Genomic DNA, 13398 nt, shown 5'->3' with positions numbered 1-13398 from the left:
CTGTGAAGCGAGTGGCGTCCGGAGTTCTGCGTGGGCTCCTCAGCCTGCTGGTGGTGTTGGTGGTGCTGGTGGCCATCTTCGTCGGCGTGGCGCGAGAGCTGGTGGACCAGGTTGACGACTTCAAGCCGGAGTTGGTGAGCTGGGTTAACGAGCGTTTTTTTGTGCACCTGGAACTGGGTTCCATTGCCGGCAGTTGGACCGGTCTGGCCCCCCGTTTCACCCTGCGTGATGTGTCCATTCGCCTGGCGGATGCCAGCGGGGAAGCACCGCACATCGATACCCTGGATCTGGAAATTCTGCTGCTGCGCTCGCTGTTGAGCTTGCAACCCCGGGTCCGTTTGCAGGTGGAGGGGGCCACGGGAAGTGCCTCATTCAAGGATGGGCGCATTCAGGTGGCGGGCTTTGAGTCCCTCTCCCTGCAGCAGAATGCCAATAACAACCGCCCGCCGACTGCTGCGGCTGGCGTGAACAACACCTCCTCGCGGCTGGATCAGTTGCTGGCACAACCGCTCATTGAATTGCGCAACAGTCAGTTCAGCGTCACCGGCCTCTACCGTGAACCGGTTGCCCTCACTGTGCATGAATTCCGCACCGAGGCAGGCAAACGCCGCCGCTATATTCTGGGGGAACTCACCGCCCAGGGCCCCAGTGATGTGCGCTTTTCACTGAAAGGCCGGGTCACCGGTTCCGTGTTCAGCAAGGGCAGTTTGCACGGTGGTGTGTATTTGCGGGCGGAAGATGCCAACTGGTTGCCCTGGGTGCCGCCGTCGCGACGCACCAGCGCCAATGCCACCCTGGACAGCCTACAGGGAAGTGCCAGTGTCTGGCTCAATTTCAAGGCCGGTGAACTGCAGGAGATCCTCACGGATTTCGCGGTGGAGGACCTGTCGCTGACCAGCAAAAACGACATCAAGCCCCCCCATATCGAGAGCCTCACGGGCAAGGCCCGCTGGGCTGGTGATGCCAGTGACTGGCGCCTGGATCTGCAGGACATCCGTATGCAGACCGCGCGTTTTTTGTGGATGCCCAGCTTTATGAACCTGCATGCCACACAGCAGGATAACGGCCGGACCCGTTACCGCATCAAAGTGGATGACATGGACATAGAACCCTGGGTGAATTACTACCTGGGAACCCAGGCGCGGGATTCCAAACTGCATCAGACCCTGAGTAAATTGCGTCCCGCCGGTCAGTTACAGGATGTAGCCATAGAACTGTTGCTCAAGGATCGTAAGGTGGAGGACTACCGCTTCGCCTTGAACCTGAATGCATTTCAAAACCGACCCTGGAACGCAATACCGGGGCTCTATGATCTGGACCTGCGGGCATGGGGCAAAAAAGGCGTAACCCTGTTCAGAGTGGACGAAACCTACCTGGAATTGAACTACCCGCAACTGTTTCGCGATGTGCTCACCCTCAATTACGTGGACGCCAATATCATTCTGCGGGATCTGGATGATCAATTGTTGTTGCAGTCCGGCCCCATGTACCTCAATTCAAAACATGCCCAATCCGCCACCCAGATGTCACTGTCCATCCCCAAAGACACCAGCATCAGTCCGTTCCTGCAACTACAGGCCACCCTGCGCAATGGGGATGGCAAACACAAGTCACTGTATCTGCCGGCCGGTGTGATTGACGATGCCCTGCTGCGCTGGTTGGATGATGCCATTGTTGATGGCCACCTGATGCGTGGGGATATCCTGGTGCACGGCCCGGTGCGTCGGGATCAGGAGGAACCGCGGGGTGTGGTGCTTGGCTTTACCGTACGTGATGCCGAGATGAGATTCCTGCCGGACTGGAAAGAGCCGGTGAAGCAGGGTGTTGCCGATGTGGTGGTGGATCGGGGGGAAGTGGATGCCCGCATTCTGGCCGGTTCCTATTACGGTCAGGCGCTGCAGTCCGGCTCGGTGGCGCTGCCGCGTTATGACCCGTCGCAGGCCCATGTCTTGAGTGTGCGGGCCCAGACTTCCGGTCCGGCGGAGCAGGCTTTTTCCATCCTCACCCAGTCCCCGTTGCGGGAGCAGATCGGTGGGTTTGTGGAGAATGTCGTCCTGCAGGGGGAAGTGGACGTGGGCTTTTCCCTGGATATTCCCTTGCAAAAAGAACATGCCCATCAGATTCGATCCACCACCGACGTGATGCTGAAGCACGGCCGGGTGGCACTGACCAGCCAGAACCTTCAGGTGAAGGATGCCCAGGGGGAATTGCAGTTTGATTTGCAGAAGGGGCTGTCCGCCAAACGCCTGGAAGGCACCTTTCTGGGGGGCAAGCTGAAAGGCGACATGAAAACCGTTGCCAAGGGCAAAGGCCAGTGGACGCAGCTGGATCTGACCGGCAATACCACCATCCAGGCGTTGCAACGCTGGCGGGACATCCCGTTCCTGGGCTACGCCAGCGGACCATTGCAATACCAGACCCAGATCCTCATCCCCATGGGGCAGTCGGATAAAACGCTGTCACCCCAACTGGTGGTGCACAGCCAGCTGGAGAATGTGGAGGTCAAACTCCCGGAACCGTTTGGCAAGCCGGTGCGCCAGCCACAACCCTTTGCGCTCACCCTGGATCTCGGTGTGTCCCCCTTTGAGTTGGGTGTGCAGTATGGCGAGTTGGCCAACGTGGCGCTGCTGTTTGATGACAATGGCTTGCGCCGCGGATCTGTACTGTTGGGCCAGGGCGATGCCAGCCTGCCAGAGCGGGACATACTGCGTGTGACCGGCAGTGTGTCCCGCGTTGATGATCAGGAATGGAAGGCACGACTCTCCGCCGGGGCGGATGTCAAAACCGTGCCAGGCGCGCCGGGGGCGAAGGCAGGGGCCGGTGCGAACCTGGGTGCCGGTGTCGCTGCTGCCGAAAATCCTGCTGCGGCCGTGCTCACCATGCTGGACGACTCTGAGCTGAGAATCCAGGATCTCACCCTCCAGGGGCAGGCCCTCGGCCAGACCGATTTACGCCTGACCCGCGGCCAGGGCTACTGGAATCTGTGGCTTAACAACGATCTGGCCAGTGGCCACGCGAGTTTGCCGGACTACCTGCTGGGTCCACCACAGAACTATGCCCGGCAGACCCGGCCCGTGGAGGTCAACCTGGATCGTTTGCAGGTCAACACCGGCAAGGGCGGGGCAAGCGCCACGGGGGGCGTGGCCCCGGCAACGGCGCAAGACTGGCAGCCGGCTGATGTGTCTCCCCTGCTGATGCCACCACTGGACGTTACCGTCGCGGCGTTCAGTGTGGGTGATGCCCAGTTCGGGCGTTGGGTCTTTCAGGCGCGCCCGGTTGCAGACGGCTTGCAGGTGAAAAGTCTTAGCGCCCAGGTGGACGGCGTTTCCCTGGTGGGCAGTGGGCGCTGGAGCGAGACCGAAGGCGTGCGTTCGACCAGTTTCAAAGGCAAAGCCAACGCCGCCAATGCCGCAGACGCCATCAAAGCCATGGGGGGAACCCCCACCCTCAGCAGCAAAACCGCCGAGGCCAAAGGCAGCCTGACCTGGCCGGGAGCGCCCTTTGAATTCGCCTTGCCCCGGCTGGCGGGGAATGTGTCGGTGAAACTGAAGAGTGGTGTGTTCTATAACGTCAGTTCCAATGCTGCCGGCAAACTCTGGGGTCTGCTGAATTTCGAAACCCTGATGCGCCGATTGCAGCTGGATTTTGATGATCTGAGTGAGTCGGATATGGTGTACGATGAATTCAGTGGCAGCATCAGGCTGGACAACGGCGTGCTTGACCTTTCCCAGGTGAAGCTGAATTCCCCTGCCATCAAAATGAACGCCGAGGGCAAGGTGGACCTGCAACAGGATCGGCTGGCGCTGGGGCTGGATGTGACCTTGCCGGTGACCCGCAATCTGGTGCTGCCCGCGGCCGTGATCGGTGGGGTGCCGGCGGCGGCGACCGCATTTGTGGTGGAGAAAATGTTCGGCGAGCAGTTCGATAAGCTCACCACCATCAAGTACGATATCCAAGGTACCTTTGAGCAACCGGAGATCTCGGTGAAGGATTCCTTCAGCATCATTCCCAAGCAAGTGGGTGAGGCGGTCATGCGCAATGAGAAAGCGGCGGACAAAACTGCACCGCTGCAACCCCAGTCGCCACCTGAGGGGGTGACGCCATGACCCTGGTGCGGGTGGCGGCCATCCAGATGGTCAGCAATTTCGATGTGGACAATAACCTGCGAACGGCGGAGCAACTGCTTGCGCAGGCGGCGGAACAGGGTGCGGCCCTGGCGGTATTGCCGGAGAATTTTGCCGTGCTGGACAGCGATAACCTGTTGCGCTGGGGGGAAGAGGAAAGGGCTACGCAATTGTTCTCGGGCTTTCTCCAGCAACAGGCGTCCACTCTGGGATTGGAAATTGTGGGAGGCACCATTCCTATGCGGGTGCGCCCGGATGGCCACGCCGTTAGCGGCACCCGGGTAACGGCGAGCTCACTGCATTTCAATGCCCGGGGTGAGCTCTGTGCCCGTTACGATAAGATTCACCTGTTTGACGTGGCGGTGCAGGACCAGCAGGGACAATACCGGGAATCCCGCGTGATTGAGCCTGGGGCGCAGTGGGTGACCACGGATTCAGTGGCCGGTTCCCTGGGCTTGACGGTGTGCTACGACCTGCGCTTCCCCGAACTGTATCAATGTCTGGCAGCAGCCGGCGCCAGCCTGTTTTCGATTCCCTCCGCGTTCACCTATCGTACCGGGGAGGCCCATTGGGAAACTCTGCTGCGGGCGCGGGCCATTGAAAACCAGGCCTTCGTGATTGCCCCCAATCAGGGTGGGCAGCATTCGGAAAAACGCCAGACCTGGGGGCACAGCATGATTGTCGACCCTTGGGGTACGGTACTGTCGCAACTGGAATCCGGCCCGGGAGTGGTGCTGGCGGACCTGGATCTGGACTGGCAGCGGGAAATTCGCGACGCCATGCCCGTCCTGCAACACAAACGATTTGCCAAAACGGAGCTGACATGAGTTCACATTCCCGATTGCAGCAGGGCCAGTTGCAGCAGGCCCAGGAGACATTGTGGGTGCCCGGCGCACTGGATGAGCGCTGCCTGGTTCCGGTGTTGGAGTCCATGTTGGGACAGGGGGCGGACTTCGCCGATCTTTACTTTGAGAAAACCATCTCGGAGTCCTGGAGCCTGGAAGACAGCATCGTCAAAGACGGCAGCTTCAGCGTCGGTGGTGGTGTGGGGGTACGGGCCCTGTGCGGTGAGAAAACCGGTTTTTCCTATTCCGATCAGGCGGATCTGCAATCCATTCGCAAGGCGGCTGCGGCGGCCGCGTCCATCGCCGGTGGTCCCGGCGGCCAGGTGCAGCCCATCCAAAGCAGGCACCATCATCCCCTGTACAGAATGACCAACCCCCTGGACACCCTGGGCCCGGATGCGAAAGTGGCCTTGCTGCAGCAGGCCGATACCCTGGCCCGACGCATGGACCCCCATGTGGTGGACGTCAGCGTCAGCCTGGTGGGTTCATGGAAAACCGTGCTGATACTGGCCAGCGACGGCACCCTGGCGGCGGATGTGCGCCCCCTGGTGCGCTTCAGCGTCAGCGTGGTGTTGGAAAAAAATGGCCGTAAGGAGCGGGGCAATGGCGGCGGTGGTGGTCGTACCGGCTATGCACTATTCGACTCGACGACGGTGACCCGGTATGTGGAGGATGCCATCAAAATGGCCCAGGTGAATCTGGAAGCCATTGACGCCCCGGCGGGCACCATGCCGGTGGTGCTGGGCTCCGGCTGGCCCGGTGTCTTGCTGCACGAAGCCGTAGGGCACGGGCTGGAAGGGGATTTCAATCGCAAAAGCACCTCCAACTACTCCGGTCGCATCGGCACCTCGGTGGCCAGTGAATTGTGCACCATCGTCGATGACGGCACGTTGCAGGACCTGCGCGGGTCATTGACGGTGGATGATGAGGGAACGCCAACCCAATACACCACTCTGGTGGAGAAAGGCATTCTGCAGGGCTATATGCAGGACAAGCACAATGCCCGGCTGATGGGCCATGGCCTTACCGGGAACGGACGCCGGGAATCCTATGCCCACCTGCCTATGCCGCGCATGACCAACACCTATCTGCTGGCGGGGCAGGATGAGCCGGAAGATATCATTCGGTCCGTGAAAAAAGGGCTCTATGCGGTGAATTTCGGCGGTGGTCAGGTGGACATCACCTCCGGCAAGTTTGTGTTTGCCGCCAGCGAGGCCTACCTGATCGAGGATGGCAAGATCACCGCGCCGGTGAAAGGGGCCACCCTGATTGGTAACGGCCCAGAGGCCATGTCCAAAGTGTCCATGCTGGGCAATGACCTGGCCCTGGACAAAGGGGTAGGCACCTGCGGCAAGGAAGGTCAGTCCGTTCCGGTGGGGGTGGGGCAGCCGACCCTGAAACTGGATGAGCTGGTGGTGGGCGGCACCCGCTAGGGTGCCAGGCTAGTTGCCTCCGGCTTCCCGCAGGAAACGGAACAGCTTGCGGGCATGGGCGCTCTCCGGTTTATCCTGGGAGCGGGCATTGGCCTGCTGTTCTTTCTTGGCATTGCGCACCAGCTGACGTAACTTCTGGGTGTCCACACCGGGAAAGCGTTCAATCACCGTGCCCACTGTGCTGTTATCCCCGTTGATCAGTTCATCGCGCAGGGTTTCCAGTTCATGGAAGGCGCGGGTATTGAGGGTGTGGGCGTTCTCGATTTCCTGCAGCCGGGTTTCCAGCGCCTCCGTGTCCACGTCCCGCATGACTTTGCCGATGTACTGTTTGTGGCGCCGCAGGCCTTCCCGGCTCTTGATGCGCTTGCCTTCGGCAATGGCCTGGGCCAGTTTGTCATCCAGCTTGAAGCTTTCCAGTTGGGCGTCGCTCATCTCCAGCAACTTCTCGCCGATTTTTTTCAGGCGTTCGGCTTCCCGTTTGATGGAGGATTTGCTGGGGCTTGGATCGTCTTCGTCAAAAGACTCGATGTCGTCGAATTTGGCCATATCTCAGGGTGTTGCGGTTATACTGTTCAGACCGGGCATCATATCACAGCTGTCTATCATCTACCGAGGATGTTAATGGATATTGAACGCGAGCTAGACACACTGCAGGATCGAATTCGACTGGCGTTGCACATCGCGGAGCAACATCAGGCCACCGCGGAAGTCGGTGCCTACCAGGACCAGGGATTGTCGGTGAGTGTGCGCAACGGTGACGTGGACAAAGTGGAATTCACCCGTAACCACGGTTTTGGCATTACCGTATACCGGGGCCAGTGCAAGGGCAGTGCGTCCACCTCGGATTTTTCCGACGCCGCCATTGAACGGGCGGTAAAGGCAGCCCTGGATGTGGCCACCCACACCGCCCCGGATGCGTGCTCCGGTCTGGCGGACGCAGCCCTGATGGCCCGGGACATCGCGGACCTGGATCTGTATCACCCCTGGGCAATCGATCCGCAGCAGGCCATTCAAATGGCGCAGGCCTGTGAAGCTGCCGGCTTGTCCCAGCCTCACATCAAAAACAGTGACGGTGCCTATGTGGGGACGTCCGCGTCGGTGCGTGCCTATGGCAACAGTCATGGCCTGGTGGTGGCATACCCCCAAAGCCGTCACGGGATCAGTTGTGCCCTGATTGCGGCGGAGACAGGGCCCAAGGGCGAGACCATGGAACGGGGTGGCTGGTCCTACTCCCACCGGGTGCCCGGCCAGTTGCAGGAGGGTGCAGACGTGGGCCGCAAAGCCGCCGAACGGGCTGCCCGCAAGCTGGGTAGTCGCGCTGTTCCCACCGGTGAGTTCCCAGTGCTGTACGCCCCTGAAATTGCCGGTGGCCTGCTGGGTCATTTTATCGGCGCCATCTCCGGCGGCAGTCTGTATCGACATTCCTCGTTCCTGGAGAACAGCCTGGGGCAAACCCTGTTCCCTGACTGGATGAACATTTTCGAGTTACCGCACCTGCCCCAGGGGCCCGCCAGCGCGCCTGTGGATGGGGATGGCCTGGCGACCTATGGCAAACATTTTGTCGAGCAGGGGATACTCAAACACTATGTGCTGGGCACCTATTCCGCCCGCCGCCTGGGCTTGCAGAGCACGGCCAATGCCGGCGGCGTGCGCAATCTGCGCTGCAGTTCCACCCATTCCCTGGATGAGTTATTGAGCATGATGGGCACCGGCCTGCTGGTGACCGATGTCATGGGGCAGGGTGTTAACCTGGTGACCGGTCATTACTCCCGGGGGGCGGCGGGTTTCTGGGTCGAAAACGGCACCCTGCAGTTTCCGGTGTCTGAGGTGACCGTGGCGGCCAATCTGCGGGACATGTTCCGTAACCTGCGTGGCGTCGGCAGTGACGTGGATGCCCGCGGCAATGTCCAGGTGGGCTCCATTCTGGTGGACAGCATGACCGTTGCAGGAAAATAGGCCAGGGAAACGGCTTTTTTGATAGAAGTTATTATCTTTTAACGTTAGAGGTATCAAGGATGATGTACTTGTCTGACTTTCGTGCTCACCTTCGTGCTGACCCACGGGGACTTATTCCGGCCAGCCTTTATCTGGCCAATCATAATCTGGCCAATCACAAAAAGAACGCCTTCATGAGCCGCGGGTTCCTGCTTGCCTTCGTGCTGCTGTTGAGCGGTTGTTTGCCGAAAGAACCCCTGGTGCAGATTCCCTCCGCTGAAAACATCCGCCAGCTGAGTGACGGTCGTATATTCATCACCGGAAAGGATGCGCTCTACCAGTTGCAGCAGGATGAGCAGGGCTTCAGGACGGTTCCGGTGGCGCGGGATACCCGGTGTTCCTATTTTGCCGGCCTGGCGGAGCTCAACCAATGGTTGTTCTTCGTGTGCGCCCAGTCCTCCGGTTTGCGTCTGGGGGACCTGAAATTCGACCAGGCCGGTGTGCTCAAGGCGTACTCCCTGGAAGACGGTCGCCTGATCGACGTCATGGCACTTAGCGGCTTCCAGTTTCCCAATGGCCTGGACGCCCTGCCTGAACAGAATGCCATCCTGATTGCCGATGAGGATTTCTTCGTGGCCCAGGGTGGTGTCAGCAAAGCGGTGTTTGACTTCAGTGCCGGTGAACCGGTGTTGTCCGACTATGTTCAGCACTGGATCGGGCCGCAACAACAGGTTTACGCGGCCAATGGTGTGCGGGTGTGGGAGGGCGATATCTACCTGACCGACATTGGCTTCTTCAAACGGGTGCCGCTGCAGGTGGATGGAACGCCGGGTGCGGCGCAGATTCTTTATCGCAATCTGACGGTACTGGACGACTTCGACCGTTACTGTGATGGGTTTTTGATTACCGACTTTGTGAAAGGCCGGCTGGTGTATGTGCCTGTGGATGGCTCCGCTGTGCGGGTGTCTCCGCCCGGGTTGAGCAGCCCGTCGGCCATCCTCGCGCAGCCCGGGTCCGGGTTTCAGGCAGGTTCGGTATTGGTGACAGAGAGCCGTGGCGTACAGGCCGGTCAGGGCAATCAGCTGGTGATGGTGGATCTGGCGGCTTTGGGCGTGGAGACGTGTTCGGAAGCGCCGTGAGCGCCTCCGAAACCGGTTTAGAATGTGGCGATGACCTTGACGCTGTCGTCCACTTCGCTGGAATCAATGTAGCCGATAATGTCGGGGTTACGGGAAACCAATTCTTTCACCTCCTGCCCCGACTCCACGATTTTGGGCGGAACACCCTTGCCGGTGAAAATCAGCCGCGACCAGTAGGATTTCATCTTGGTTTCATCTTTGCCCACGGTACTTTCCAGAAACTTGATGCGTATGTCCGAACCTTCGGTACGGTCCAGTGGGATGGCCAGGTTGCCGTTGGAAAAACGCTTCATCTTACCCAGATAGATCTTGGCGATGTCATCGGCTTCCAGTTGGGCGTCGTTACCGGGGTTGACGATCACCGCCACATCGCTGAACGCGATGTTTGATAGGAGCGCAAGGGTGATCCCCGCGGCCATGGCTTTTATCCGATTGAGTCGATTCATAGTTGTCCCTCTCCGAATGTCTGGGGTTACTCACCCTTTATGGTCATCCGACCGCTAACGGAATCGTTGATCTTTACATCATATTGAGCTTCTTCACCCTGGCCGATGGTGAACTTCACCGGATCGTAGCCCGGCATCAGGATGTATCCGGTTTTCCCCGTGCCGGGGTTTGCCAGGTTGATGTTCAATGACTGGGAATTTTCATCAAAAGCCAGTTGCGAAAACTGGGTGGAGGTCACATTGGCCACATAGGATGGTGCGACCCGTTCCTGGTTGCTTTTCAAAGTGGCCACGGTGTTGGGTTGCCAGCTCACCGCCGCAGTGCCCCGCTGACGATAGCGGAGCTGTGCCAACTTTTCGCGATAATTCAGTTGTTCCACTTCTGCAAAAATCTGGTTGGTGGAGAAGTCCCCGCTTCTGAATTTGAGCGTGGTCTTGGGGGTGGCGATGTAGAGCGGTTTGCCGAATCCACTCTGCAGCAACTCAATGTCCACTGACTCAATACTGGCCCCGGTCTCTTCCCAATAGGCCAGTACCCATTCCGGTGTCAGGCCTTCCATGTCGAGGCTGATGACCGCTTTGGTTGCAGGAGGGGTGGCTTTGGCTTCCGCCTGGCTGGCGCTGGTTTTGACGGGCACACTGGCGATGGCCACAGGCGCCGGCCGGGGCGCCGCCACAATCACCGCTTTCAATTCCGATTCGGCGTCGGCCAGGCATCGGTTCAAGCTGGCCAATTGCTGCTTGATGTCGGCGTTGGAAGGGCCTTCTGCGCTGTTGTACAGCGGGTCCTTGGCCAGCCGGCGTTGTACCGCTGTGCGCGATGAGCGGGCGGATTCATAGCTGGTTTTGGCTTTTTGATAGGCGGCTGTGTTGTTGGGGGGGATTTTGCCGATGGTCTTGCATACATTACCCGCGTCCGCCAGCTGCGTGGAGTATTTCTGCAAAGTGGCTTCTGCTGCCACCATCTCGCTTTCTTTTTTATTGACTGCCGCAGACAGTTTGCCCAGGCATTGCTGACCACTGGCCAACTTGCTGGTGAGGGAGCTGATGGTGGCAGGGTCATTGGCCTCTGCTTTCAGCCCATTGAGTTCCTTGACGGCGGTCTGCTCCAGTGAGCGAGCGGTTTTCAGTGTGCTGTTGGCGGCTGTAATGGCGGCGTAGCTCAGCGGTGAGCCGGTGGTTTCCTTCAAGCCGTTGTCGCAGTAAGCATTGAAGTTCACGATGTCCTCGTCCACGCTCTTGATCAGCGCTGCCACGTTCTGGCTGGAGTTCAAGCGGCCGATTTTTTTCTCCGCCCGCTCGCAGCGGCGGATCTGGCTGGTAATACTGAATACGGATTTCAAGCTGGGCGCCGCCTCGACCGCTTTATCCTTCAGCTCAATAAACTGCTGATGATACATATTGGCCTGATCCACGTTCTTCTGCTCAATGGCCGAGAAGGTCTGTTCACAGGCGGCAAAGGCTTCTTCGATCATGGGGGTGCCGATGATGATTTCCATGTCGTGGCGGACCCGGTCACAGAACTTCAGGTTGCTGTCCATTTCCCGTCGGGAAGAGCCAATGATGGAGCTGTCGATGGCCTTGGCTTTATCCAGAAAATCCAGGTAGCGGCCGAACTCGGATTTCGCTTTCTGCACGTTGTTGGAACCAACGGCGTTGCGAGCCTCGACACAGTGGTCAAAGCCTTTCAGGTACAGATTGACGGCATCATCAAAACTGTCCGCCTGAAGGGAAGAGGAGAGAGCAACGGAAATTATCGCACACGCGCTGATAGCAAGATTTCGTTTAACCATGTTGAACCGGACTACCCAATCTATCTATGTAAGTGCAACCTGCGTATTGCGGATGATACTGTCCGACCCCGCACAGCGCAGGGCCGGACTGCAGCAGCACTAGAACGTCAGCACCACTTTCACTGTATCATCCACTGAGGTTACGTCGATGTAACCAATGGCGCCCGGATCCTTGGCAACGAGTTCCTTCACTTCCTTATCTGAATCCACAGCATTGGGGGGAACCCCTTTACCCGTGAAAATCAGACGAGACCAGTATGCTTTCATTTGCGATTCGCTTTTGTCCACAATTTTTTCCAGGAACTGGAGACGAATCGCACTGCCTTCTGAACGTTCCAGCGGCGTGGCGGGTTTACCGTTGGAGAAGGTTTTGGTTTTTCCCAGGTACAGTTTTGCCACATCATCTGAAGTGATCGGAACGTCATTGCCGGGGTTTACCACCACGGCGGTTTCAGCCCAAAGTGCGCTGGATACCAGCAGGATGGCAGAACCCAATACACCGGAGACAAGCTTGCGTGTTATTGATTTTTTCATTGGCCATCTCCCCTTAGAATACCAGGTCTACGCCGATGCGAACCAGTTCAGGCTCACGGCTGGTGGTGTTGCCGTATACGTCGAAGTAGTCGGCTTCCTGCTTGGAATAGTCAAACTTCAAAGCAGCAGAGGGGTGGAAGTCATAACGCACGGTGAAGTTGTAGGTGTCCACGTCATAACCGGCGATGAGGGTGCTGTTGATGGCGTCCACCAGCTGTTCGGTACTGTATTCAGCGAAGGTGTCCGGTGCTCCGGCGATGGCTTGATCCAGGAAGAACATCACATTCTGATCCCCGGGTGCCGCCGGAATCAGGTCATCGGTTAATGTGTCGACGGTGTCCGGGTTGTTGGGCAGATCCGCATTGCTCACAGTCAGGCTGTAGGTGAATTTGCCGGTGCGGAAACCGCCGGATACGTACCAGGACTTTTTCTGGTTGTTGAGTGGGGAATCGTCAACACCCACGTCGGTGTATTCCGCAGAAGCAAAGAAAGTACCCCAGTCTGCTGCCAGGCCCACCCCGCTGAAGTAACCCCGGTCACGATCCATACTCAGGCTGTTCAGCTGATCGCTGGTCAGGGGGAAACCGGACGCAGTCATAATTTCGTTGACACCGTCGGCGATCAAGTTGATGCCATCTACGGTAACCTCGGATTCACTGTAGGTGGCCTGGAACGTCAGCCAGTCCCAGTTCATGTTCCAGCTGATAACCCAATGGTCTTCACTGGATACGGCCAAATCCCCTGAGGTGGTGGAGGTGGCACCGGCAATCAGGTTGATTCGGGAAATCACCGGTCCCCAGTCGCCGTAGTATTCCAGGTTGACCCCGTCGATGTTGTCGAAGCCGCCCAATTCATACACTTCTGATGGTGGCGCGATCCAGTGGTACGCGTAACCCACATCAAGGAAATCGGAATACAGGAAGTAAGGCAGGCGCTGACGTCCGCCTTTTACGGTAAAACTGTCACTGAGCTGGTAAGTGAAATACGCCCAGGCGATTTCAGCATCATAATCCTCCGCGCCTTTACCTAAGGAACCTCTGAATAACTTGGTAATTGGCCTGCAAAATACCAACTGGCACCAATCTCAAGAAAACAAGCCAAGCATCTCTTCATTTTTGGCCATTTGATGGCCCAATTTGCACCAAACGG

Annotated in this window: 10 protein-coding genes; 5 read left to right on the top strand and 5 right to left on the bottom strand. The window is 58.4% G+C overall.

All coding sequences use genetic code 11. The annotated features are described in order from the left end of the window. The first annotated feature begins 2 nt into the window (after positions 1 to 2). Genes D9N14_RS17215 through tldD form a run of 3 tightly spaced genes read left to right on the top strand, consistent with a single transcriptional unit; the run spans position 3 to position 6402 of the window. Entirely contained in the window at positions 3 to 4106 is a 4104-nt protein-coding gene (locus D9N14_RS17215; protein WP_290581997.1) for a YhdP family protein, read from the top strand. Then, positions 4103 to 4951 carry a carbon-nitrogen hydrolase family protein gene (locus D9N14_RS17210; RefSeq protein WP_290581995.1) on the top strand — a complete coding sequence of 283 codons (849 nt, stop codon included), beginning with the start codon at positions 4103 to 4105 and terminating at the stop codon, positions 4949 to 4951. The genes D9N14_RS17215 and D9N14_RS17210 overlap by 4 nt, the downstream gene beginning before the upstream one ends. Beyond that, positions 4948 to 6402, top strand: coding sequence for a metalloprotease TldD (tldD, locus tag D9N14_RS17205; protein ID WP_290581993.1), 1455 nt, complete (start codon positions 4948 to 4950; stop codon positions 6400 to 6402). The genes D9N14_RS17210 and tldD overlap by 4 nt, the downstream gene beginning before the upstream one ends. 9 nt (positions 6403 to 6411) lie before the next feature. Here the strand turns inward: tldD and yjgA are convergent, their stop codons facing one another. Then, a complete protein-coding gene (yjgA, locus tag D9N14_RS17200) occupies positions 6412 to 6948 on the bottom strand; it encodes a ribosome biogenesis factor YjgA (RefSeq protein WP_290581991.1) in 537 nt (178 codons plus the stop codon). Between the two features lie 75 nt (positions 6949 to 7023). Between yjgA and pmbA the strand changes: the two genes are divergently transcribed. Next, entirely contained in the window at positions 7024 to 8358 is a 1335-nt protein-coding gene (gene pmbA, locus D9N14_RS17195) for a metalloprotease PmbA (protein WP_290581989.1), read from the top strand. 68 nt (positions 8359 to 8426) lie between these two features. After that, complete coding sequence (locus D9N14_RS17190) at positions 8427 to 9476, top strand: hypothetical protein (RefSeq protein ID WP_290581987.1); 1050 nt, start codon at positions 8427 to 8429, stop codon at positions 9474 to 9476. 17 nt (positions 9477 to 9493) lie between these two features. Here D9N14_RS17190 and D9N14_RS17185 read toward each other — a convergent pair whose 3' ends face one another. The 4 genes from D9N14_RS17185 to D9N14_RS17170 form a co-directional block, all read right to left on the bottom strand. Next, entirely contained in the window at positions 9494 to 9922 is a 429-nt protein-coding gene (locus tag D9N14_RS17185) for a phosphate ABC transporter substrate-binding protein (RefSeq protein WP_290581985.1), read from the bottom strand. Between the two features lie 26 nt (positions 9923 to 9948). Beyond that, positions 9949 to 11715: a hypothetical protein gene (locus D9N14_RS17180; RefSeq protein WP_290581983.1), complete on the bottom strand. Its 1767-nt coding sequence runs from the start codon at positions 11713 to 11715 to the stop codon at positions 9949 to 9951. 99 nt (positions 11716 to 11814) lie between these two features. After that, positions 11815 to 12249 (bottom strand): substrate-binding domain-containing protein, encoded by a 435-nt coding sequence (locus D9N14_RS17175; protein ID WP_290581981.1) that lies wholly within the window; start codon positions 12247 to 12249, stop codon positions 11815 to 11817. A 13-nt stretch (positions 12250 to 12262) separates the two neighbouring features. Beyond that, entirely contained in the window at positions 12263 to 13147 is an 885-nt protein-coding gene (locus D9N14_RS17170) for a hypothetical protein (protein ID WP_290581978.1), read from the bottom strand. Between the last annotated feature and the right edge of the window lie 251 nt (positions 13148 to 13398).

The sequence above is a fragment of the Ketobacter sp. genome (assembly GCF_003671495.1).
GTDB lineage: Bacteria > Pseudomonadota > Gammaproteobacteria > Pseudomonadales > Ketobacteraceae > Ketobacter.
This window is presented reverse-complemented; position numbering and strand designations above follow the sequence as displayed.

Bases quoted from the DNA above. Each gene is read 5' to 3' on its own strand.
- D9N14_RS17210 (WP_290581995.1), top strand. From the start codon at position 4,103: ATGACCCTGGTGCGGGTGGCGGCCATCCAGATGGTCAGCAATTTCGAT.
- tldD (WP_290581993.1), top strand. From the start codon at position 4,948: ATGAGTTCACATTCCCGATTGCAGCAGGGCCAGTTGCAGCAGGCCCAG.
- yjgA (WP_290581991.1), bottom strand. From the start codon at position 6,948: ATGGCCAAATTCGACGACATCGAGTCTTTTGACGAAGACGATCCAAGC.
- pmbA (WP_290581989.1), top strand. From the start codon at position 7,024: ATGGATATTGAACGCGAGCTAGACACACTGCAGGATCGAATTCGACTG.
- D9N14_RS17185 (WP_290581985.1), bottom strand. From the start codon at position 9,922: ATGAATCGACTCAATCGGATAAAAGCCATGGCCGCGGGGATCACCCTT.
- D9N14_RS17180 (WP_290581983.1), bottom strand. From the start codon at position 11,715: ATGGTTAAACGAAATCTTGCTATCAGCGCGTGTGCGATAATTTCCGTT.
- D9N14_RS17175 (WP_290581981.1), bottom strand. From the start codon at position 12,249: ATGAAAAAATCAATAACACGCAAGCTTGTCTCCGGTGTATTGGGTTCT.